Origin of the sequence: Pseudomonas sp. TH08, from assembly GCF_016651275.1 — a bacterium.
Lineage (GTDB): Bacteria > Pseudomonadota > Gammaproteobacteria > Pseudomonadales > Pseudomonadaceae > Aquipseudomonas.
The window spans coordinates 1,588,222-1,609,703 of the sequence record NZ_JAEKEE010000001.1 but is presented as its reverse complement, the minus strand read 5'-3'; the positions used below and the strand labels follow the sequence as shown (position 1 = coordinate 1,609,703).

General features: G+C 60.0%; 18 protein-coding genes. 10 read left to right on the top strand and 8 right to left on the bottom strand.

Annotated features, from left to right (window positions below):
* Positions 1-118 precede the first annotated feature (118 nt).
* Entirely contained in the window at positions 119-787 is a 669-nt protein-coding gene (locus JFT91_RS07460) for a DsbA family protein (RefSeq protein WP_201231972.1), read from the bottom strand.
* A gap of 264 nt (positions 788-1,051) precedes the next feature.
* Here JFT91_RS07460 and JFT91_RS07455 point away from each other — a divergent pair, with 264 nt between their 5' ends.
* Positions 1,052-3,154, top strand: coding sequence for a TonB-dependent receptor (locus JFT91_RS07455; RefSeq protein WP_201231971.1), 2,103 nt, complete (start codon positions 1,052-1,054; stop codon positions 3,152-3,154).
* Positions 3,155-3,329: 175 nt separating this feature from the next.
* Here JFT91_RS07455 and JFT91_RS07450 read toward each other — a convergent pair whose 3' ends face one another.
* From JFT91_RS07450 to JFT91_RS07435, 4 genes are all read right to left on the bottom strand, one after another.
* Positions 3,330-3,542, bottom strand: coding sequence for a hypothetical protein (locus JFT91_RS07450; RefSeq protein WP_007961849.1), 213 nt, complete (start codon positions 3,540-3,542; stop codon positions 3,330-3,332).
* A 245-nt stretch (positions 3,543-3,787) separates the two neighbouring features.
* Positions 3,788-4,894, bottom strand: coding sequence for an agmatine deiminase (gene aguA / locus JFT91_RS07445; protein ID WP_201229917.1), 1,107 nt, complete (start codon positions 4,892-4,894; stop codon positions 3,788-3,790).
* Between the two features lie 5 nt (positions 4,895-4,899).
* Positions 4,900-5,778 (bottom strand): N-carbamoylputrescine amidase, encoded by an 879-nt coding sequence (aguB, locus tag JFT91_RS07440; protein WP_201229916.1) that lies wholly within the window; start codon positions 5,776-5,778, stop codon positions 4,900-4,902.
* A 284-nt stretch (positions 5,779-6,062) separates the two neighbouring features.
* Positions 6,063-8,975, bottom strand: coding sequence for an aminotransferase (locus JFT91_RS07435; RefSeq protein WP_201231970.1), 2,913 nt, complete (start codon positions 8,973-8,975; stop codon positions 6,063-6,065).
* A gap of 168 nt (positions 8,976-9,143) precedes the next feature.
* On the opposite strand from JFT91_RS07435, the gene rfbC reads away from it, so the two are divergent.
* The 4 genes from rfbC to JFT91_RS07415 are packed head-to-tail and all read left to right on the top strand — an operon-like array spanning position 9,144 to position 13,374.
* A complete protein-coding gene (gene rfbC, locus JFT91_RS07430; RefSeq protein ID WP_127925462.1) occupies positions 9,144-9,689 on the top strand; it encodes a dTDP-4-dehydrorhamnose 3,5-epimerase in 546 nt (181 codons plus the stop codon).
* Positions 9,690-9,731: 42 nt separating this feature from the next.
* Positions 9,732-11,540, top strand: coding sequence for a sensor histidine kinase (locus JFT91_RS07425; RefSeq protein WP_201229914.1), 1,809 nt, complete (start codon positions 9,732-9,734; stop codon positions 11,538-11,540).
* The gene (locus JFT91_RS07420; RefSeq protein ID WP_201229913.1) at positions 11,537-12,922 is read left to right on the top strand and encodes a sigma-54-dependent transcriptional regulator; all 1,386 of its coding nucleotides are present in this window, start codon (positions 11,537-11,539) and stop codon (positions 12,920-12,922) included. The genes JFT91_RS07425 and JFT91_RS07420 overlap by 4 nt, the downstream gene beginning before the upstream one ends.
* On the top strand, positions 12,919-13,374 hold the full coding sequence (locus JFT91_RS07415) for a YiiD C-terminal domain-containing protein (protein ID WP_201231969.1): 456 nt from the start codon (positions 12,919-12,921) through the stop codon (positions 13,372-13,374). The genes JFT91_RS07420 and JFT91_RS07415 overlap by 4 nt, the downstream gene beginning before the upstream one ends.
* 167 nt (positions 13,375-13,541) lie before the next feature.
* Here JFT91_RS07415 and cysQ read toward each other — a convergent pair whose 3' ends face one another.
* Together cysQ and nudE are read right to left on the bottom strand one after the other, a co-directional pair.
* Positions 13,542-14,375 carry a 3'(2'),5'-bisphosphate nucleotidase CysQ gene (gene cysQ, locus JFT91_RS07410; RefSeq protein WP_201232251.1) on the bottom strand — a complete coding sequence of 278 codons (834 nt, stop codon included), beginning with the start codon at positions 14,373-14,375 and terminating at the stop codon, positions 13,542-13,544.
* Between the two features lie 5 nt (positions 14,376-14,380).
* The gene (gene nudE / locus JFT91_RS07405) at positions 14,381-14,947 is read right to left on the bottom strand and encodes an ADP compounds hydrolase NudE (protein WP_201231968.1); all 567 of its coding nucleotides are present in this window, start codon (positions 14,945-14,947) and stop codon (positions 14,381-14,383) included.
* Between the two features lie 88 nt (positions 14,948-15,035).
* Between nudE and yrfG the strand changes: the two genes are divergently transcribed.
* Complete coding sequence (yrfG, locus tag JFT91_RS07400; protein ID WP_201229908.1) at positions 15,036-15,698, top strand: GMP/IMP nucleotidase; 663 nt, start codon at positions 15,036-15,038, stop codon at positions 15,696-15,698.
* A 131-nt stretch (positions 15,699-15,829) separates the two neighbouring features.
* Here yrfG and lysM read toward each other — a convergent pair whose 3' ends face one another.
* Positions 15,830-16,270: a peptidoglycan-binding protein LysM gene (gene lysM / locus JFT91_RS07395; RefSeq protein WP_201231967.1), complete on the bottom strand. Its 441-nt coding sequence runs from the start codon at positions 16,268-16,270 to the stop codon at positions 15,830-15,832.
* 138 nt (positions 16,271-16,408) lie between these two features.
* Here lysM and JFT91_RS07390 point away from each other — a divergent pair, with 138 nt between their 5' ends.
* The 4 genes from JFT91_RS07390 (at position 16,409) to JFT91_RS07375 (ending at position 21,401) form a co-directional block, all read left to right on the top strand.
* Entirely contained in the window at positions 16,409-17,296 is an 888-nt protein-coding gene (locus JFT91_RS07390; protein ID WP_201231966.1) for a LysR family transcriptional regulator, read from the top strand.
* 92 nt (positions 17,297-17,388) lie between these two features.
* Positions 17,389-18,228 carry a formate dehydrogenase accessory sulfurtransferase FdhD gene (gene fdhD / locus JFT91_RS07385; protein WP_201229903.1) on the top strand — a complete coding sequence of 280 codons (840 nt, stop codon included), beginning with the start codon at positions 17,389-17,391 and terminating at the stop codon, positions 18,226-18,228.
* Positions 18,225-20,573, top strand: coding sequence for an FdhF/YdeP family oxidoreductase (locus JFT91_RS07380; protein ID WP_201231965.1), 2,349 nt, complete (start codon positions 18,225-18,227; stop codon positions 20,571-20,573). Before fdhD ends, JFT91_RS07380 begins: the two co-directional genes overlap by 4 nt.
* Positions 20,574-20,918: 345 nt before the next feature.
* Complete coding sequence (locus JFT91_RS07375; protein ID WP_201229893.1) at positions 20,919-21,401, top strand: glycine zipper domain-containing protein; 483 nt, start codon at positions 20,919-20,921, stop codon at positions 21,399-21,401.
* Positions 21,402-21,482 lie beyond the last annotated feature (81 nt).

The window sequence follows — 21,482 nt, the reverse complement described above, 5'->3', positions numbered from 1 at the left end:
CTGAACAATGTGTCAATTTCAAGAATCGTCTTTAAATAGGCGAAAATCGTCTAAGAAACATAAATTTAGCGCTGACTCCTTGCACGCAAATGCCCACTGTCAGTGAATACAGCGCCCGTCACACACATCCGTCGAGTCCACAAAGTGCTGATGATTTGCTTGTCCCATCGATGCTCATCGACTGTTTCAACCAATCGGCAAAGGCCTGCGGCTTGCCCAGCCAGGAACTGATGTCGAGCAGTTGGAACTGTCCGTTGTTTTCCAGAGCGAACGTTGGAAACCCCTGGCCGCCCAATTGAGCCAACAATTGGCGGCTGACTTTTATATGTTGTTCGGTATCCACGGATTTGAACGCCGTGTGAAACACTTCACCGGCATAGCCCATCTGACCGGCGAGTTCGACAAGTACAGACTCATCGGCAATCCGCCGCCCTTCCAGGTAATGCGCCGTTTGCAAACACCCGAGTAGCTCAAGACCTCGACCGTCGACTGACTCTGCCGCCATGACGGCGGCAATCGGTGGCGTCGAATCGAAAACCGCGGAGTGATCACGCAGCAAACCTTCGAAGTACGCCTCGCCAAATGGCTGCCCGGTGTACTCGGCAATTCGGCGGTCGTGGGGCATGACGTAATCGCGCAATTGCGGCGAAACGCTCTGGCGATTGGCGCCGCTCATCATCCCGCCGCCGTGAGCAACGACCGGCAGCACCTGCTGCGCGGCGTGCACCAGCGGTTTGGCGCCATAGCACCAGCCGCACAACGGATCGTAAATGTAGTGAAGGATCATCAGAAAACTCCGGCAGAAAGTGGCAACAATCAACGCCGGCAGACTAGTGCTCGAAGCGTTGCGGAAAAACGCTGAAATGGCTTCCAGTCTGTTTCATGAATCGGGCGAATGCTCCGACGGGTCAAATTGTGTCAAGCCAGACACAAGTTGAAACAATGAGGTCAGGGAACTTTTAGGGAATCATTAACGAAAGTAAATGCAAAGCATTACCATTCGCATCCCCTACACGCTACAGCCCAAAATTCCTACGGATGTTTTCTGCAAATGCCTGCCCCATCGCGCTTTAGTTCCTACAGCATTGGTCTTTCTGCTCTGCTCTCCGCCGGTTTTTCCTACGCATCTCCTACGATATTGCCGGCAACGGCGATTAGTGCCGAGTCCGAAATCGACAGCGACGATCCGCGCGTGAAAGTCAGCAACACCGCAACCCGCACCTCGACTCCGGTGCGCTACGTGCCGCAAGCCATCGACTCGATCAAAACCTCGAACGTCGCCAGCTACGGCACCAACGACATCGGCGACGCCTTGAGCGGGATGCCCAACGTCAGCAGCAGCGCCGATACGCGCTTCGACAGCCTGCGCATCCGTGGCTTCGACGCCAGCAACGACTTCTATCTGGACGGCATCCGCGACGACAGCCAATACAAGCGCGACCTGCACAACATTGAACGCGTCGAAGTTCTCAAAGGCCCGGCCGCCGTGCTCTATGGCCGTGGCAGTCAGGGCGGGATCGTCAACCGTGTCAGCAAGATGCCGGAAGCCGGCCGCCGCTCGACCATCGAAGCGCAGGGCGGCAGCGAAGATCTGCGCAGCCTGTACGCCGACCTCAGCACTGACCCGAGCGAGAACATCAGCCTGCGCCTGAACATGGGCAACATGGATGAAAACAGCTTTCGCGATGGCGTCAGCGGTAATCGTCAACTGTTCGCGCCATCGATGAGCTGGCAACTGACACCCGACCTGAACTGGTTGGTGCAATACGAGTACAGCCGTTACAACCGCACCCCGGATCGCGGCATTCCCGGCGTCAACGGGCGTCCAGCCGATGTCGGCCGTGACACCACTTATGGCAACGATCACGACTTCATCGACGACAAGTCACAATCCCTGCGTTCGAAACTCACTTACGAAATCAACGACAACTGGCAGCTGCGCCAGACCCTTGGTGTGTTCAAGCTCGACAGTGATTTCGACAACACCTACCTCACCGGTTACACACCCACCACCCGCCAGGTCACGCGCCAGCACTGGCAGCAGGACCTGACCACCCGCAACATTTACAACAACCTCGAACTGGAAGGGGGTTTCGATACGTTCGGGCTTGAGCATCGCCTGCTCACCGGTGTTGAAACCGGCAGCCAGCGCCGTGACCCGACGCTGTACAACGCCGCCACTGGCAGAACCCCGGGGGCACGCCCGGTGCCGTCGCTCGACCTGTACAACCCCAATCGTGACCTGCGCCACACCGGCAGCATGCAAGTCTCCAGCAGCAGCAACACCGAAGTCGAAAGCCGCGCGGTGTACGTCCAGGATCAACTGCGCCTGAACGATCAATGGCAACTGCTCGGCGGTCTGCGTTACGACACCTTCGACATCGAGTCGACCAACAAGCTGCGCAACATGTCCGAAGATCGTGACAGTCACAGCACCAGCCCACGCGTAGGCCTGGTCTGGACGCCGCTGCACAATCACTCGTTCTACGCTTCGTGGTCGAAGACCTTCTCGCCGGTGGGCGGTGGCCTGATCGGCATCACCCCGGGCGCCGCCGGCAACACCAACGACCTCAGCCCCGAGCTGACCAAGCAGAAAGAAATCGGCGTGAAAAGTGATTGGCTCGATGATCGCCTGAGCACCACGCTGGCGATCTATGACCTGGAGCTCTACAACCGCCGCACCATCGATCCAAACGATCCGACCCTGACGGTGATGTCCGGCTTGCAACGCTCTCGCGGGATCGAGTTGACCGCGACTGGCAACATCGTCGGTAACTGGTACGTGCGCGGTGGCGTCGGCGTGCAGGATGCAACCATCGAGAAGGACAACAACGGCCTGGAAGGCAAACGCATCAACAACGTCGCCAAGCACAACGGCAGCCTGTTCCTGACCTGGAAACCGGAGATGGGCTGGTACGGTGAGACCGGCCTGACGCTGGTCGGCCAGCGTTATGCGGACAATGCCAATACCACCGTGTTGCCGGGGTATGGCCGCTGGGATGCGCTGGTGGGCTACCGCATGAAAGATTGGGATTTGCGTGCGGCGCTGAACAACATTACCGATCGTGATTACTACGCGTCGGCGACGAGCCAGTATCAGATTCAGCCAGGTGCGCCACGTAGCGTCGTGATGACCGGCACCTATAGTTTCTGATTTCACAGAAATCCTGTGGGACCGAGCCTGCTCGCGAAAGCGGTGTGTCAGTTGATATTTATGGCGACTGACAGATAGCAATCGCGAGCAGGCTCACTCCTACAAAGGGTTTTGTGTCGTGCATAAAAAAGCGCCGCCATCCCGGCAGCGCTTTCACCAATCCTTATTGTTTTTCTTATCCTTCCATCACAGCCCACAACGCTTCCAGTTCTGCCTCGCTGAACAGGCCAGCGGGGTAGCGCTCGATCATCATCCGGCGCGGATCAGGTTCCCTGATCTGACGCGTTCCATTGGACTTCAAAAAGTGCGCGACAATCTGGAGCGATTCGCCGTTTACGGCCATGGGATGCAAAGTCCGCTCGCTGACTACGTTCACTTCGGCGTTCATTCCAGCGCTCTCTCCCCGTTCGTGAGCGGCTACGTTATCCAAGGTTTGTGACAGAACTGTTGAAGTTCCTCCCCCTCCCTAGTGCCTCCAGTCGAATACAAGAGCTATGCCAATGTTTCGCATTTGTCGACAAGCGGATACAAAAAAGCCCGCAGTCCTGACGGGCTGCGGGCTTGTTTTCATACATAGCGAGCTAATCATTGCCCGGCCGATTTATTAATCAACTCAAGCTGTTACGACTCAACTCACTCTTTGTGCGGTGCTGGCTGCTGTTGGGTAAGGCAGTGAATATTGCCGCCACCCAGTAACAGTTCACGGCCGGGCACCATCACCACTTCGTGCTGCGGGAACAGGTTCTGCAGAATTTCCTTCGCCGGAGCATCCATCGGATCGTCAAAGCTTGGCGCGATGATGCCGCCGTTGACGATCAGGAAATTCACGTAGGAACCGGCCAGACGCACAGACGGATTACGCTCCTGCGTGCCGTCCACCGGATCGACGCCAGCGCACTCTTCTTCAGTCGCGTACAGCGGCCCCGGAATCGGCATCTTGTGCACCGTGAATGGGCGTCCCTTGGCGTCGGTGCTGCTTTGCAGCACTTTCATCGCCGCCTGGCAGCGCGGGTAGTTCGGATCCTGTGGATCGTCAGTCCACGCCAGCAACACTTCGCCCGGACGCACATAGCAGCAGAAGTTATCCACATGGCCGTCGGTTTCATCGTTGAACAAACCGTCCGGTAGCCAGATGATTTTATCCACAGACAAATTGGCGCTGAGCACCGCTTCGATTTCTTCGCGGCCCAAATGCGGGTTGCGATTGCGGTTGAGCAGGCACTCTTCGGTGGTGATCAGGGTGCCTTCGCCATCGACGTGAATCGAGCCGCCTTCAAGCACAAAACCTTCGGTGCGATAGCGCGGGCTGCGCTCGATTTCGAGAATCTTGCCACCCACTTGCGAGTCACGATTCCACGGCGAGTACAGACCACCGTCGAAACCACCCCAAGCATTGAAGTCCCAGTTCACACCACGCACTTCGCCGCCGTTGTTGATGACAAACGTCGGGCCGCTGTCGCGAACCCAGGCATCATCGCTGGACATCTCGACCACGCGGATATTCGGCACGTCGAGGCGCGCACGGGCGTTTTCGTACTGGCCGGCGGACACGGCAACGGTCACTGGCTCGAAACGCGCGATGGCTTTGGCCACTGCCGCGTGTGCGGCTTGCGCCGGTTTGCCGCCCAGACGCCAGTTATCCGGGCGCTCGGGCCAGATCATCCAGGTTTGAGTTTGTGCTGCCCACTCGGCCGGCATGTAGAAGCCGTCGGCGCGTGGGGTACTTTTCAATGTGGTCATCGGGATCAGGACTCCAGGGAACCGTCGAGGGTTTTCAACGCGCCGTACAGATTTGGGCGGCGGTCACGGAATGAACCCCACGCGCTGCGAATATGTTCCAGCTCGTCGAGGTTGAAAGTGTGCACAAGAATACCTTCTTCGGTTTTATTCAGCTCCTGCACTTTTTCGCCGAACTGGTTGGCGATGAACGAAGAGCCGTAGAACGTGATGTCGTAGCCGTCCTGCTCTTCATTGCCGATTCGGTTGCTGGCGATCAGCGGCATCAAGTTAGCGCCGGCATGGCCCTGTTGCACGCGCTGCCAGTGATCGCGCGACGAGATGGTCTTGTCGTGCGGCTCGCTGCCGATTGCAGTTGGATAGAAAAGGATTTCCGCACCTTGCAGCGCCATCGCCCGCGCGGCTTCCGGGAACCACTGATCCCAGCAGATGCCCACGCCGATTTTCGCGTAACGGGTGTTCCATACCTTGAAACCGGTGTCGCCCGGGTTGAAGTAGTACTTCTCGTGGTAGCCCGGGCCGTCCGGGATATGGCTTTTACGATAAATCCCGAGGTTGCTGCCGTCGGCGTCGATGATCGCGATGCTGTTGAAGCGTGCACGCCCGGCCAGCTCGTAGAAGCTGATCGGCAGCACCACCTGCAGCTCTTTGGCGATTTTCTGGAAATGTTTGATCGCGACGTTTTCTTCCACCGTCGTGGCCAGTTGCAGATAGTCCGGATTGGGTTTCTGGCAGAAGTACGGCGCCTCGAACAGCTCCTGGATCAGGATGATCTGCGCGCCTTTGGCAGCAGCTTCGCGAACCAGCCTTTCAGCGATTTCGAGGTTGGCTTGCAGATCCCACGAACAGGCCATCTGAGTGGCGGCGACGGTAACGATACGGCTCATGAATCATCTCCGGGCAAGTGCTTTGACGGTCGACAATTCGACCGAAAAGAAAAACGCGCGCACCGGACAAGAGATCGCCATGCCGGAGCAATGGCGACTTTATAGCCGATAAATATCGGCTTTAGAAGCTTGTTAATTGCCTTCCGTCTAAATAAAACTAAAAAATACCGATATAAATCTGCCTTATGTAGGAGCTGCCGAAGGCTGCGATCCTTTGATTCGGCTTTTCAAAAACAGAATCAAAAGATCGCAGCCTGCGGCAGCTCCTACAGGGGATAGGCGATTTACAGGCCTTCGGTGAGCACCCGATCAAGTATTTCGACGAAGAAGTCGACACTTCGGCGCGAGGTCACCATCGGCGGTTTGATCTTGAGGATGTTCAAGTCATCGCCGGTCGGCTGCATGAAAATGCCCAGCTCGCGCAAGCGATCGCACAGCAATGCGGTCTCCTCGGTCGCCGGTTCCAGCGTCTCGCGGTTGCGGATCAGCTCCAGACCCAGATAAAACCCGGAACCATGCACCGCGCCAACCAACGGATGTTTATCGATCAACGCTTCGAGTCGTGCCTTGAAGTGACCGCCGACCACCTGAGCGTTCTCCCAGAGTTTTTCTTCCTTCATGACATCCAGCACCGCCATGCCGATCTGGCAGCTCACCGGGCTGCCGCCAGCGGATGAGAAGAAGTAACCCTCGGCCTCCAGCGCCTCGGCAATCTCCCGGCGGGTGATCACCGCCCCCAAAGGCTGGCCGTTGCCCATGCCCTTGGCCATGGTGATGATGTCCGGCACCACACCCTGCTCCTCAAAACCCCAGAAGAAATGGCCCATGCGCCCGTAACCGACCTGCACTTCGTCGGCGATGCACACCCCACCCTGCGCACGCACCCGCGCATACACCTGCTTCAGATAGCCCGGCGGCAGCGAGATGCCACCGGCATTGCCGTACACCGGTTCGCAGATGAACCCGGCCAGTTGACGTTTCTGCTCGGCGATTTTTGCCAGATGATGCTCGACGCTGCGCACGTAGTCCGGCGCTGAATCGAGGCCACGGAATTCACCGCGATACATGTTCGGCGCCGGAACGGGATGCACCCAGTCCGGGCGGCTTTCAAGGGCTTTCGGGTTGTCGGCAATCGAGGTCGACACCGCATCGGCGCCAACCGTCCAGCCGTGATAGGCCTCAAGCACGCTGATCATGTCGCGCCCGCCGCTGTAGGCCCACGCCAGACGAATCGCCAGGTCATTGGCCTCGCTGCCGCTGTTGACCAGAAACACCCGATCCATGCCCTCCGGTGCCAGCTTCAGCAAACGCTCGGAAAACTCGGCGACTGCTGCATAGTTGAATCGCGAGTTGGTATTGAGCAACGACCACTGCCGCGCCGCGACCGCCGCCATGCGCGGGTGACCGTGACCGAGCACTGCGACGTTGTTGAGCATGTCGAGATAGGAGCGGCCCTGCATGTCGATCAGGTGATTGCGCCAGCCGCGTTCGATGCGCGGCGGGTCCACGTAGTAGTGTTTTTGCGTACGGGCGAAACTGGCGTCGCGCCGTTCCAGCAGGGTTTTCGCATCCAGCTCCGGCTCGGCATCGCACGCCAGCCCCAACAACATGGCCGGCGATGGGCACAACGCCTGCCAGGCAGGCGCACGCGATGGCGTGCAGAACAGCGGAGCCTGAAGCTGCGCGCCTCGGCTCAACTGCACGAGCAACGGGCCGCTGACCGCACCCAGCACCTGCCCTTTGACCAGTGCAGCGCCGCTGTGCACCGAGGGCGTCACACCCCACAGACGCACGCTGAGCTGCGAGCCATCCACTTGCAGCACACCGTCTGCCACCTGATGGAGCACGCCGGCAAACGGCGATTCCACGGCGCTGCCATTCGGTACGCGCAATTCGACATGCAACGGGAAGGTAGCTGGCTCCTCGGCGCTATCGGGCCGGGTGCGCGACAAACGGTATTGGCCATAACGGCTCGCCGCCAAACCGTGGACCGCCGCAGCTTCGTTCAAAAGACGCTGGTCGATGCCCTCCTGCTCCCAGTTCCCCGCCTCAAAATGCGGGCTGAGGACACCGAGGTCGATCAGCGCGAATTCACGCCCGACCAGACTCGGCAGCAACGGCGCAAAACCGTCACTGTCGATCACCGGCAATGGCAGGCCGACGGCAGTGAGAATCGCCTCCTCCATCAACGCCAATGGCACCGACGTGGCCACGTGGAAAATCTCCCACTCATGGCTGAGATTATCGCGGCTGTAGGTATTCGCGGGATCGATGCTGACCTGCTGCTCGCCGCTGAGCACCAGTACCGCCGCCCGCGCAACGATCAATGGCCACAAGGCTTGCAGCTCTTCGCGTTGCAACGGGTTGACCGCGTGATACGCCTGGACTGCCGGCAGGATGACAAACGGATCGCCACCGGCGTGATGCAGCAATGCGGCACAGGTCACCGACAGATCGGTGATGCGCCAAGTACGGATCAGGTCACCGAAATCGATCACCCCTTGCAACTGCCAGTGACGTTGCGCGTCGCGCTGCCAGACGGCGTTGTCGTCGGTGATGTCCATGTGAATCGCCTGCACCGGCAGCTTGTCGAGCAGCGGCTGCAAACGTCGCTTGGCCTGTTCGGCGGCTTCGGCGATCAATGCTCGCTGCTGCTCATCCTTGATCACCGGCAGCAAATGACTGATCAGCGCACTGGCGTGGCGTGCGTCCCACTGCAATGTGCGCTCCAGGCCCGGATGATCGAAGCCGGCCAGGGCCAGATCCATTTCAGCGCAAAGACGCCCAAACCGCGCCACCACTTCCTGACCCAGATGATCCAGATGAGTCAGTGGCTGGCCTTCGATGTAATCGAGCAAGCGCACATGCACCGCTTCGCCGCCGACTTGAAGCGACAGCAGATCGGCACCGTTATTGGCCGCGATCACCCGCGGCACTTTCACCGTCGAATGCTCGGCCAGAAACTTCAGGCCCGCATGCTGGGCCTGTAACTCGACAAGGGCGTAATCACCACGACAGATTTTCAGCACGAACCGCCCGCGCGGGCTGTCGACGCGGTAGTTGAGATCCTGCTGGCTGCCAAGCGCCTGCAATGTGCCGCTAAGCCCGTAATGCTCTGCCAGCCATTGCTGGGCCTGCTCTGCAGAAACCTGCGGACTGGGCAAACTTGCGCGATGAACCAACGTGGCGAGCGGCATGAGACGACCCCTGAAATTTTATTAGGCGCTTATATCGCCATTGCTTCAAAGGATGCGCAAGCCCTAACGGTTGCTACGGCGGATCCGCATATTTGTATTTGAACACTCGCGCCCTCTGGCACTTTGCGCAAGAATGTCAGCCATTCAAACCTGTCTATGGAAATCCTCATGAATGTAATCACCACCGATTTGCCCGGTGTTCTGATCATCGAACCGAAGGTGTTCGGTGACGAGCGCGGTTTCTTCTACGAGAGTTTCAACGCCAAGTCCTTCCAGGACGCCACCGGACTGGACACTCAATTCGTCCAGGACAACCATTCGCGCTCGCAAAAAGGCGTATTGCGTGGCCTGCATTACCAACTGCAAAACACCCAGGGCAAACTGGTACGTGTGACCGTCGGTGAAGTGCTCGATGTGGCCGTCGATATCCGCCGCAGCTCGCCGCATTTCGGCAAGTCTGTGGCCGTGCGTCTTTCTGCTGAAAACCACCGTCAGCTGTGGGTGCCAGAAGGTTTCGCCCATGGTTTCGTGGTGCTGAGCGAGTTTGCCGAATTCCTTTACAAGACCACCAACTACTATGACCCATCGTCCGAGCGCAGCATTCGCTGGGATGACCCTGCTCTGGGGATCGACTGGCAACTGGACGAAGCGCCGAAGCTGTCCGCCAAGGATCAGGCTGCCGCGTTGCTCAAGGACGCTGACGTCTTCGCTTGAGCCTAGGCATAATGCGCCTGTCCCCACAGGCGCAACCGGCTCATGAAACCATCTCTCCCCCGCAGACCTCGCTGGCGCAGCCTCGCCCTTCTGGCCCTGTGCCTGGCGCCACTGCTGTGGCCGCTGGAGCATCTCGCCGAGCGCTATTACCGCAGCGAACTGGCCGGGCAGAACCGCCAGACCCTCGACCTGTACGTCGCCAACCTGCTTGGCACTCTGCATCGCTATGAAGTGTTGCCGCAAATCCTCGGCGACCTGCCGGCCCTGCGCGCCGTGCTCGGGGCGCCGGACGATGGCGTCACCCAAGGCAATGCCAACCGTCTGTTGAAAAACATCTCGGCACAGACCGGCGCCGAAGTGATGTACCTGATGGACACCAACGGACAGACCCTGGCGGCGTCGAACTGGGACAAACACGACAGTTTCGTCGGCCGTAATTTCTCCTTCCGTCCTTATTTCAGCGAAGCCATGGCCGGGCGTCTGGGACGCTTTTTCGGCCTTGGCACCACGTCGGCCAAACGCGGTTACTTCTTCGCCGCCGCCGTGCGCAACGGCGAAAAAATCATCGGCGTGCTGGTGATAAAAGTCGACCTCGACCACACCGAAAGCCTGTGGGGCAAAACCCCCGAACAACTGCTGGTAACCGACCATAACGGCGTGGTCATCCTCACGTCGCGCCCGGAATGGCGCTTCCGTTCGACACGCGTCTTGAGCGACGCCGAGCGCTCGGCGATCACCGCGATCCAGCCTTATCCGACTCGCGAACCGCGCCCGCTCAACCTCAGCCCAGATGCCTGGTTGACGCAGACCCACGACATCGCCGAAACCGGCTGGAGCGTCAGCATCCTCGCCCCGCGCACACTGATCGACCGCCCGGTGCGCACCGTGGTTGCCATCGGCGGTGCGACGTTGTTGGTGTTGATGCTGTTGCTCGGTCTGATGATGCAGCGCCGTCGCCACTATCTGGAGCGCATCGATTTTGAAGCCAAGGCGCGACGAGAGCTGGAAGGTCGAGTCGCCGAGCGCACCAGCGACCTCGAAGGTCTCAACCGTCGGTTGAAGCAGGAAGTGCTGGAACGCGAAACGGCGCAACAGGAGTTGGTCCGCGCTCAGGACGATCTGGTCCAGGCCGGCAAACTGTCAGCGTTGGGCACGATGTCGGCGAGCATCAGCCACGAACTCAACCAGCCGCTGGCGGCGATCCGCAGCTACGCGGAAAACGCCGAAGTGCTGCTCGATCATCAGCGCACCGACGACGCGCGTGGCAACCTCAAACTGATCAGCGAACTGACCGGGCGCATGGCCTCGATCATTGCCCATTTGCGCGCCTTCGCCCGCCGCGATCGCCACGCGCCGGAAAGCGTCGCCCTGCAACCGGCGCTGGACGATGCACTGGCCTTGCTGGCCAAACGTCGCCGCAGCATGGAGGTCGAGCTGATTCGCGATCTGCCCGCTGCCACGTTGTGGGTCGAGGCCGGCGAAACCCGCTTGCGCCAGGTGCTCGGCAACCTCCTGGCCAACGCCCTCGACGCTCTCACCGAAAAAGGCCCGCCGCGCAAATTGTGGTTGAGTGCCGAATCCACCGCCGAGGGCGTCAATCTGTACATTCGCGACAACGGCCCGGGGTTCTGCATGGAAGCCCTCGGCCGCGCCAGCGAGCCTTTCTACACCACCAAGACGCGCACGCAGGGCCTTGGTCTGGGATTGGCGATTTGTGAAACCCTGATGCGCGCCTTCGGCGGCGAACTGTCGTTCGCCAACCACAAGCAAGGTGGCGCCTTGATTACCCTGCGCCTGCGCGCCGGCGCGCCCGGAGTCAGCCTGCAACCGTCCGAGGATCGAAGTGCATGACCATCGACAATCGCATTCAGGTGGTGTTGATCGATGACGATCCGCACTTGCGTCAGGCTCTTGGGCAGACCCTGGATCTGGCCGGCCTGAAAATTCTGCCGCTGTCAGAAGCCAAAGGCTTGGCCGGGCAACTGGAGCGCGACTGGCCGGGCGTGGTGGTCAGCGACATCCGCATGCCGGGCATGGACGGTCTGGAGTTGCTCAGCGAATTGCACGCCCAGGATCCAGAGTTGCCGGTGCTGCTGATTACCGGCCACGGCGACGTGCCGCTGGCGGTGCAGGCGATGCGTGCCGGCGCCTATGACTTCCTCGAAAAACCCTTTGCCAGCGATGCGCTGCTCGACAGCGTGCGCCGCGCGCTGGCCCTGCGCCGCCTGGTGCTGGACAACCGTAGCCTGCGGCTGGCCCTGAGTGACCGCAATGAATTGAGCGCGCGGCTGGTCGGCCACTCAACGCCGATGCTGCGCCTGCGCGAGCAGATTGGCGCGCTGGCTGCGACCAAAGCCGACGTACTGATCCTCGGCGAAACCGGTGCCGGGAAAGAAGTCGTCGCCCGCGCACTGCATGATTTATCCAGCCGCCGTAATGGCCCGTTCGTGGCGATCAACGCCGGTGCGCTGGCCGAATCCGTGGTGGAAAGCGAACTGTTCGGCCACGAACCCGGCGCGTTCACGGGCGCGCAGAAACGCCGGATCGGCAAGTTCGAATTTGCCAATGGCGGGACGCTGTTCCTCGATGAAATCGAGAGCATGAGCATGGACGTGCAGGTGAAGTTGCTGCGCATGTTGCAGGAACGTGTGGTTGAGCGGCTAGGCGGGAATCAATTGATCCCGCTAGACATCCGCGTCATCGCCGCGACCAAGGAAGACTTGCGCCAGGCCGCCGATCAGGGCCGCTTCCGCGCCGACTTGTACTACCGCCTCAACGTCGCGCCGCTGCGTATTCCGCCACTGCGCGAACGCGGCGAAGATGCGCTGGTACTGTTCCAGCATTACGCCGATGAGGCCAGTGCCCGCCACGGTCTGCCGCCGCACGAACTGCAACCGGCGCAACGCGCCTTGCTGCTGCGCCACACTTGGCCAGGTAATGTGCGCGAGCTGCAAAATGCCGCCGAACGGTTCGCCCTCGGCCTGGAACTGGCGCTGGATTACAGCGCTGCCGAAGGTGGTAGCGGCGCGACAGTTGAGGTCATCGACGGTGGCCTCAGCGAGCAGGTGGAACACTTCGAGAAATCGCTGATTGCCGCCGAACTGGCGCGCTCCCACAGTTCGGTGCGCAGCCTCGCCGAAGCGCTGGGAATTCCGCGCAAGACCCTGCACGACAAACTGCGCAAGCACGGTCTGAACTTCGGCGACAGCAGCCACGGGGATGAAAACGAATGAGCACAGACAGTCGCTATCTGGAGTCGGTGCTCCATCACGACATTCCGCTGACCCGCGACATGGGCCTTCGGGTGCTCGATTGGCGCGAGCAGCAATTGAGCCTGTATTTGCCGCTCGATCCCAACGTCAACCACAAGAGCACGATGTTCGGCGGCAGTCTCTATTGCGGCGCAGTACTGGCCGGCTGGGGCTGGCTGCATCTGCGCTTGAAGGAAGAAGGGATCACCGACGGGCACATCGTGATTCAGGAAGGGCAGATCAGTTATCCACTGCCGGTGACGGGGAATGCCACGGCTATTTGTCCGGCGCCGGATGCGCTGGTGTGGAAAAGGTTTTTGGCGATGTATCAGCGGTATGGGCGGGCGCGGTTGGTGTTGCAGACGCGAATCGTCAATGTCGGGAGTGATATCGATGCGGTGACGTTTTGTGGCCAGTATGTTTTGCACCGATAAAACCCGCCAATCGGATGTTTTTGTGGCGAGGGAGCTTGCTCCCGCTGGGCTGCGTAGCAGCCCCAAAACCGGCCAATTAGATCAACCGGGATCTGCGCACGCATGCCATTGGGAACCCTACGGTCTCCAGCGGGAGCAAGCTCCCTCGCCACAGGGTTTTATATTGCTCAGGAACGGGCCAACTCCAACAACTTCGCCCGCCATGCAGCCTTCGCCGGCAGCGCCAGAAAGAACTCGTTCAACAGCGATTCCCGCGCCGGATAACAAAACGCCTCACCGCGCAAATCCAGTACCTCACCGCCCGCACCTTCCAGCACACCCTGTGCTGCCGCCGTGTCCCACTGGGAGGTCGGCGCCAGGCGTGGATAGCAATCCGCCGCACCCTCTGCCAACAAGCAAAACTTCAACGAACTGCCGATATTGGCCAGTTGCAGCTCACCAAGGCTGTCGCTCAGCCCGGCCAGCAAACGCTCCTGTTCAGGGCTGGAATGCCGGCGGCTGGCGACGACCGTGAACGCCTCTCCCGGCCCGGGTACATCACGCACCTGAATCGAAACCGGCGTGCCGTCCTTGTCGCAACGCCATGCGCCGAACCCCGCACCACCGAGGTAATAACGGCCGCTGGTCGGCATCGATACCACACCAAACACCACTCGACCGTTTTCGATCAGCGCGATGTTGACGGTAAATTCTTCACTGCCGCTGATAAATTCCTTGGTGCCATCCAGAGGATCCACCAACCACCAGCGTTGCCAACCAGCGCGCACGCTCTGCGGGATATTGGCGTCCTCTTCGGACAGCACCGGAATGCTCGGATCCAACGCAATCAACCCGGCCACGATCACGTGGTGCGCGGCCAGATCCGCAGCGGTCACTGGCGAGTCATCGGACTTGGCCGTGACTTCGACCCCGGAGCGCCAGAACGGCAAAATCGCCTCGCCGGCCTGCAATGCCAGCTCAACCACTGGCGCCATCAACGGGTGGGGAAAATTCATCGACATCTCACTCATAACTGAAAGAACCCGCGCTGAGTCAGCAGATCGCGAGCCAAATAAAGCGCCGCCAGTGCGCGGCCTTCGGAGAATTGCGGGTTCTGCGCCAGCATCGCCAAGTCGCGCAGGTTGACCTTGTCGACCCGCATCGGCTCGGGCTCGTCGCCCTCCAGACGCTCTTCATACAGATCGGTGGCCAGTACCACCTGGATTTTCTGGCTCATGTAACCGGGCGACAGCGACAGCTCGGTCAAGTGTTCCAGTTGCCGCGCACCAAACCCGGCCTCTTCCTTGAGCTCACGCTCAGCCGCCGCCAGTACATCTTCGCCCGGTTCGATCAAACCTTTAGGCAAAGACAGTTCGTATTCGTCAGTCCCGCCGCAATACTCCTCGACCAGCACCGCGTGTTCAGCGTCGAGCATGGCCACGATCATCACCGCGCCATATCCAGCGCCCTTGCCGACCAGACGCTCGTAAGTGCGCTCCACACCGTTGGAAAAACGCAGCTTCAGTTCTTCAACGCAGAACAGACGACTGGTGGCGACGATCTCGCGGGCAAGTACGGTGGGTTTCTGGCGCATGCAAAGCTCCTTGGCGTGAACGCGCTACTATAACGCGGCTTTCCCGATTGTTTACGTCGGATATCTTTCTACCGTTCGAGACGTTGCCATGCCTTCTTTACCCTGGTCCGACATCGATACCGTTCTGCTGGACATGGACGGTACGTTGCTCGATCTGCACTTCGACAACCATTTCTGGCTTGAACACCTGCCCCAGCGCTACGCCGAGCTGCACGGGATAAGCCGGGCCATGGCCGAGATGGAATTGCAGCCGCTGTTCGAGCGTCATGCCGGTCAGTTGCAGTGGTATTGCCTGGACTTCTGGAGTGCCGAGCTGAAGCTGTCGGTGCGCGAGCTGAAACAGGAGACTGCACACCTGATCGCCTTGCGGGCCGATGCCGATACCTTTCTGGAAGCGATCAAGCGAGCTGGCAAGCGGGTGATCATGATTACCAATGCGCACCGCGATTCGCTGTCGCTGAAATTGGAACGGATTGAACTGGCACCGTATTTCGAGCGCCTGATCAGCTCGCATGATTACGGTTATCCCAAGGAAAACCCGCAGTTCTGGGATGCCTTGCAGGCAGATATCGGCTTTGACCCGGCGCGCAGCCTGTTTATCGACGACACCTTGCCGATCCTGCGCAGTGCGCGGGATTTTGGCGTGGCACATTTGCTCGCCGTGAAAGAGCCGGACAGCCGCAAGGGGCCGAAAGATACCGCCGAATTTGCGGCGGTCGAAGACTACCGCGACCTCATCTGCAACCTATGAACATCCATTGTGGCGAGGGGATTTATCCCCGTTGGGCCGCGTAGCGGCCCCCTGTTTTTTCACTTGAAGAAGCAAGGGGACTGCTACGCAGTCCAACGGGGATAAATCCCCTCACCACAGGATCTTGCAGATTATTCAGGGATGCGCAGGGTCTGGCCTGGATAGATTTTGTTTACGTCCTTGAGCATCGGTTTGTTGGCGTCGAAGATTTTTTGATACTTGTTGGCGTCACCGTACACACGCAGAGAAATCGCGCTGAGGGTGTCGCCCGACTTGACCACAACAAATTGCGCGGCCGTCACAACCGGCCCGCTAACGGTGATCTGATCATCCACACTGCCAACCCCGGCAATGTTGCCCAGCGCCAGGAGAATTTTTTCTTTCTCTTCCTGACTTGCGACTTCACCGGTGACGGTGACTTTGTCGCCATCTACCGTCGCCTGTACATTCGGATTGCCCAGACCGACCTTGTCGATATGCTCCTTCAACTGCTCACTGGCATTGGCGTTGCCCGGGGTCAGCAGATCGATCAGCTTCTCACCGGCTTCTTTCACAAAGCTCAAAAGACTCATAGCGCACACTCCTTGATTTGGGTTCCAGACGTCCAAGCCTAGACCACGATGGCCAAACCCGGTTCCAAGCCGACCAATGACCCCACCGTCGCCCAAACGGTAGAATCGCCCACCCCGCCAACACCCTCCGGAGCGAAGATGGACATCAAGCAGCTGAAATTCCTCATCGCCCTCGACGAAACCCGCCACTTCGGCCAGGCCGCCGCGCGTTGCCACATCACTCAGCCGACCCTGTCGATGCGCCTGCGCAGCCTGGAAGAAGAACTCGACCTGCCGCTGGTCAACCGAGGCCAGCGCTTTGAAGGTTTTACCGCGCCGGGCGAACGGGTGCTGGCGTGGGCGCGGTCGGTGCTGGCGGCTTATGACGGCTTACACGCCGAAGCGGCAGCGTGTCGCGGCAATCTGATCGGTACGCTGCGTCTGGGCGTGGTGCCGCTGTCGAGTTTCGATCCGTTGCCGCTGATGCAACGCCTGCACAGCGAGCACCCGAACCTGCGCTTCGAAATGTCGGCGTTGAGCTCCGAGCAAATCCTTGAACACCTGGCGAACAACCGCCTCGATGTTGGCGTGTCCTATCTCGATCGCCTGGACAACGAACGCTTCGAAGCCCTGGCTTTCAGCGAAACCCGCATGGGCCTGCTTTACGACCAGCGCTCCTTCAGCTTCGGCGAGGCGCCGTTGAGCTGGCAATCGCTGATCGAACTGCCGTTGGGCATGCTCACCAGCGGCATGCATTTTCGCCAGTCCATCGACCATAACTTCCACAGCCGTGGCCTTACCCCGCAACCGTTGCTGCAAACAGATGCCGTCCATCAATTGTTACAAGCCGTGCACGGTGGCTTTTGCTGCGCGATCATGCCGCTGGAAGGCGGTCTGGAAAAACTCACCGATCACCTGCGTCTGCAACCCATCGAAAACGCGCAAACCCTTGCACCACTGGGGCTGATCATGCGCCGCAGTGCTCCGCGTTCGGCGCTCGCCGAGGCCTGTTTCGCGCTGTATCAGAAATCGCCAGGGGCTTCTTGATCGACGCCATCTATCGATAGATCGACAGTAGCGATTAGACGCGACAACTTGCCGCGCCTAGTCTTAACGTTGATCAATCCGTTGGTGATGCCATGAACGCCAAGCGCCCAGCCTGCGCGGCGCCTGCACTCGAAACGCCCGCGCCCGCCGCCAGCCAGACCTACAGTTACAGCGATCTACCCCGTGAGGAATCGGCCAGCACCGCGCTGGCCGAGGAAGTTGCGCTGGCGATCGCCTACAACGGCATCAGTCAGGCGGTCATGCTGGTGACGCCAACCGACCTTGAAGACTTCATCGTCGGTTTCAGCCTCGGCAGCGGCATCATCGAGGACGCCACCGACATCTATGACCTGCAACTGAGCGGCGCAGGCTCGGCGCAATACGCGCAAGTGACCATCGCCAATCGCGCCTTCTGGAACCTCAAGACCCAGCGTCGGCAACTGGCCGGCACCAGCGGTTGCGGCCTGTGTGGCGTCGAAGCGGTGGAACAGGCGCTGCCCGATCTCAAAGTGCTGCCCGGCGCGCCATTGCCACCGATTGAATGGCTGGACGGTTTGCGCCAGCGCATCGGCGCATTCCAGCCACTCGGCCAGTATTGCGGCGCAGTGCACGCGGCGGTGTTCATGAACGCCAGCGGCGAATTGCTGCTGGGGCGCGAAGACATTGGCCGGCACAACGCCCTCGACAAACTGATCGGCGGGCTGATCCGACAACAGATTTCCACAGAGGGCGGACTGGCAATTGTCACCAGCCGTTGCAGCCTCGAATTGATCCAGAAAGTCTTGCGCGCCGGCATCCAGACCCTGGTCAGCCTGTCCGCGCCTACGGGCCTCGCCGTGCAATGGGCGCGGCGACACAACCTCAATCTCATCCACCTGCCGCAGAAAAGTGCGCCGCGGGTGTATAGCCCCGCGATGGAGAATCAAGCGTGAGCCAACATCATCAAGCCGACCAGAAACCTGTCCCGCGCTACAAGCCTTATAAAGGCGCAGCCGGCGGCTGGGGTGCCCTGATCAGTGTGGCCCAGGCCTGGTTGACCAGCGACAACGCCCTGAAAAACCTGCGCATGATGCTCAAGACCAATCAGAACGGCGGCTTCGACTGCCCCGGTTGCGCGTGGGGTGATTCACCGGAAAGCGGCATGGTGAAATTCTGCGAGAACGGCGCGAAAGCGGTGAACTGGGAAGCGACCAAGCGCCGCGTGGACGCCAAGTTCTTCGCCAAGCACAGCGTGACCTCGTTGCTGGAGCAGAGTGACTACTGGCTGGAGTATCAGGGCCGTCTGACCGAGCCGATGGTCTACGACGCTGAAACCGATCGCTACAAACCGATCAGCTGGGATGACGCCTACACGCTGATCGCCCGGCATCTGCAAAGCCTGCCGAGCCCCGATCTGGCCGAGTTCTACACCTCGGGTCGCGCCAGCAATGAAGCGGCGTATCTGTATCAACTGTTCGTGCGCGCTTTCGGCACCAACAACTTCCCCGACTGTTCGAACATGTGCCACGAGGCCAGCGGCGTGGCCCTGGCGCAAAGCGTCGGTGTCGGTAAAGGCACCGTGACCTTCGATGACTTCGAACACGCCGACGCGATTTTCGTCTGGGGTCAGAACCCTGGCACCAACCACCCACGCATGCTTGAACCGTTGCGTGAGGCGGTGAAACGTGGCGCGCAAGTGGTGTGTATCAATCCGCTCAAGGAGCGCGGTCTGGAACGCTTCCAGCACCCGCAACACCCGATCGAGATGCTCACCAACGGCGACAAGCCGACCAATACCGCTTATTTCCGCCCGGCACTCGGCGGCGACATGGCGCTGCTGCGCGGCATGGCCAAGTTCCTGCTGCAATGGGAGCGCGATGCGCAGAAGGCTGGCGAACCCGCTGTGTTCGATCACGATTTCCTCAATGAGCACAGCGCCAACGTGCTGGAATACCTCGGTGTCGTCGACGACACACCGTGGGAGCAGATCGTCGAGCAATCCGGCCTGACACTGGTCGAGATCGAGCAAGCCGCACGAATGTACGCCAAGGGCAAAAACGTGATCATGTGCTGGGCGATGGGCATCACCCAGCATCGCCACTCGGTGCCGACCATCCAGGAAATCGCCAACCTGATGCTGCTGCGCGGCAACATCGGCAAACCAGGCGCGGGCCTGTGCCCGGTGCGCGGCCACAGTAACGTGCAGGGTGACCGCACGATGGGCATCAACGAGCGTCCGCCGGTGGCATTCCTCGATTCGCTGGAGCGTCGCTTCCAGTTCAAAGTTCCGCGCCACAACGGCCACAACGTGGTCGAGGCGATCCATGCGATGGCCGAAGGTCGCGCGAAAGTGTTTATCGGTCTGGGCGGCAACTTCGCCCAAGCCACACCGGACAGCCCGCGCACGTTCGAAGCGTTGAGCAATTGCGACCTGACCGTACAGATCAGCACCAAACTCAACCGCAGCCACCTGGCTCACGGCAAAGACGCGTTGATCCTGCCGTGCCTCGGCCGCACCGACATCGACATCCAGACCGAAGGCCCGCAAGCCGTCACCGTGGAAGACTCGTTCAGCATGGTCCACGCCTCCAACGGCCAGTTGCAGCCGCTGTCGAACCAGATGCGTTCGGAACCGTCGATCATCGCCGGCATCGCTGCCGCGACCTTGGGCAGCAAACCGGTGGACTGGAACTGGCTGGTGGCCGACTACCGGCGCATTCGCGATTTGATCGCCGACACCATTCCGGGCTTCAAGGAGTTCAACGAGAAGGTCAAGAATCCGGGGGGTTTCTACCTCGGCAACAGCGCTGGCGCGCGCAAGTGGAATACGCCGTCGGGCCGCGCCAATTTCCGCGCGAACCTGCTGCCCAAGGATCTGGTTCACGAACGCACCCGCGCCACTGGACAACTGCCGGACTTGATCTTGCAATCGATGCGTTCTCACGATCAGTACAACACCACGATTTATGGTCTCGACGATCGTTATCGCGGGGTGAAAGGCCAGCGTGATGTGCTGTTTGCCAACGAGGCCGACATCATTCGCCTGGGCTTCCGTCCGGGGCAGAAGGCTGACATCGTTTCGATCTGGGATGATGGTCGCGAGCGTCGAGTGAAAGGCTTTACGCTGCTGGCGTTTGATATCCCTGCCGGGCAGGCTGCTGCGTATTACCCGGAAGTGAACCCGCTGGTGCCACTGGAAAGCACCGGGGATGGCAGCCATACACCGACGTCGAAGTTCATTGCGATCCGGTTGGAAGCGGCGAGTGAGACCGGGTTGATCATGGCCAAATCTGCTTAATACGGCGACCGACCCATCGCTATCGCGAGCAGGCTCACTCCTACAGTGACCGTGTTCTATCTGCAGGAATGCGATCACTGTAGGAGTGAGCCTGCTCGCGATAGGTGTAGTCGACCCAAATAATTTATCGCCGCCCTGCACTTTTCAACCGCCCACAAAAAAGGCCGCTTTTTCACAAAAGCGGCCTGTCCGAAGTAGTTAAAGACCGGCAAAAATCAGTTAAGTTCCGCATATAAAACAGCCACTTGCAGAATTGTATACAAGTCGTGTTATTCGTCGGATTTAGATTGTCACGCTTGTTACACAGCCTCAGGATCGGCGCCGTCATCCCTTTGAGGCTCTTCTATGAAGTTCTCCCAGATTCTCTTGTTGTCCCTTGGCCTGGTCAGTGGTTTTGCTTCCGCAGGTGGCACCACCGAAGCAGGTGTGGGCGGCGCGTTGGGCGGGGTTCTTGGCTCGGTCGTCGGTCAGTCTTTAGGCGGCAATACAGGTTCCACCATCGGCGCAGCCCTGGGCGGCGCGGGTGGTAGCGCGGTTGGCGCCAACAAACACAGCCGTGGCGAAGCGGCCATTGGCGGTGCATTGGGCGCAGCCGGCGGTAACGTGGTCGGCCGCAGCATGGGCGGCACCACCGGCAGCCTGATCGGCTCCGCAGCCGGCGGCGGCGCTGGTGGCGCGCTGGGCAACTACATGGGCAACAAGAGCAACGACGATGATCGTCGCTATGATCGCGGCCGTGACGACCGTCGCTACTATCGCGATGACCACCGTGGTCGCGGCCATGCCTATGGCCATCGCAAGCATCACAACTACTATCGCCACCGCTGATAGCTGATTGGCGACAGGTAGATCGAAAGATCGCAGCCTGTGGCAGCACCTACACCTGTAGGAGTTGCCGTAGGCTGCGAT

Bases quoted from the DNA above. Each gene is read 5' to 3' on its own strand.
- JFT91_RS07425 (WP_201229914.1), top strand. From the start codon at position 9,732: ATGAAACCATCTCTCCCCCGCAGACCTCGCTGGCGCAGCCTCGCCCTT.
- rfbC (WP_127925462.1), top strand. From the start codon at position 9,144: ATGAATGTAATCACCACCGATTTGCCCGGTGTTCTGATCATCGAACCG.
- yrfG (WP_201229908.1), top strand. From the start codon at position 15,036: ATGCCTTCTTTACCCTGGTCCGACATCGATACCGTTCTGCTGGACATG.
- JFT91_RS07415 (WP_201231969.1), top strand. From the start codon at position 12,919: ATGAGCACAGACAGTCGCTATCTGGAGTCGGTGCTCCATCACGACATT.
- fdhD (WP_201229903.1), top strand. From the start codon at position 17,389: ATGAACGCCAAGCGCCCAGCCTGCGCGGCGCCTGCACTCGAAACGCCC.
- lysM (WP_201231967.1), bottom strand. From the start codon at position 16,270: ATGAGTCTTTTGAGCTTTGTGAAAGAAGCCGGTGAGAAGCTGATCGAT.
- cysQ (WP_201232251.1), bottom strand. From the start codon at position 14,375: ATGTCGATGAATTTTCCCCACCCGTTGATGGCGCCAGTGGTTGAGCTG.
- JFT91_RS07435 (WP_201231970.1), bottom strand. From the start codon at position 8,975: ATGCCGCTCGCCACGTTGGTTCATCGCGCAAGTTTGCCCAGTCCGCAG.
- JFT91_RS07390 (WP_201231966.1), top strand. From the start codon at position 16,409: ATGGACATCAAGCAGCTGAAATTCCTCATCGCCCTCGACGAAACCCGC.
- aguA (WP_201229917.1), bottom strand. From the start codon at position 4,894: ATGACCACATTGAAAAGTACCCCACGCGCCGACGGCTTCTACATGCCG.
- aguB (WP_201229916.1), bottom strand. From the start codon at position 5,778: ATGAGCCGTATCGTTACCGTCGCCGCCACTCAGATGGCCTGTTCGTGG.
- nudE (WP_201231968.1), bottom strand. From the start codon at position 14,947: ATGCGCCAGAAACCCACCGTACTTGCCCGCGAGATCGTCGCCACCAGT.
- JFT91_RS07420 (WP_201229913.1), top strand. From the start codon at position 11,537: ATGACCATCGACAATCGCATTCAGGTGGTGTTGATCGATGACGATCCG.
- JFT91_RS07455 (WP_201231971.1), top strand. From the start codon at position 1,052: ATGCCTGCCCCATCGCGCTTTAGTTCCTACAGCATTGGTCTTTCTGCT.
- JFT91_RS07375 (WP_201229893.1), top strand. From the start codon at position 20,919: ATGAAGTTCTCCCAGATTCTCTTGTTGTCCCTTGGCCTGGTCAGTGGT.
- JFT91_RS07450 (WP_007961849.1), bottom strand. From the start codon at position 3,542: ATGAACGCCGAAGTGAACGTAGTCAGCGAGCGGACTTTGCATCCCATG.
- JFT91_RS07460 (WP_201231972.1), bottom strand. From the start codon at position 787: ATGATCCTTCACTACATTTACGATCCGTTGTGCGGCTGGTGCTATGGC.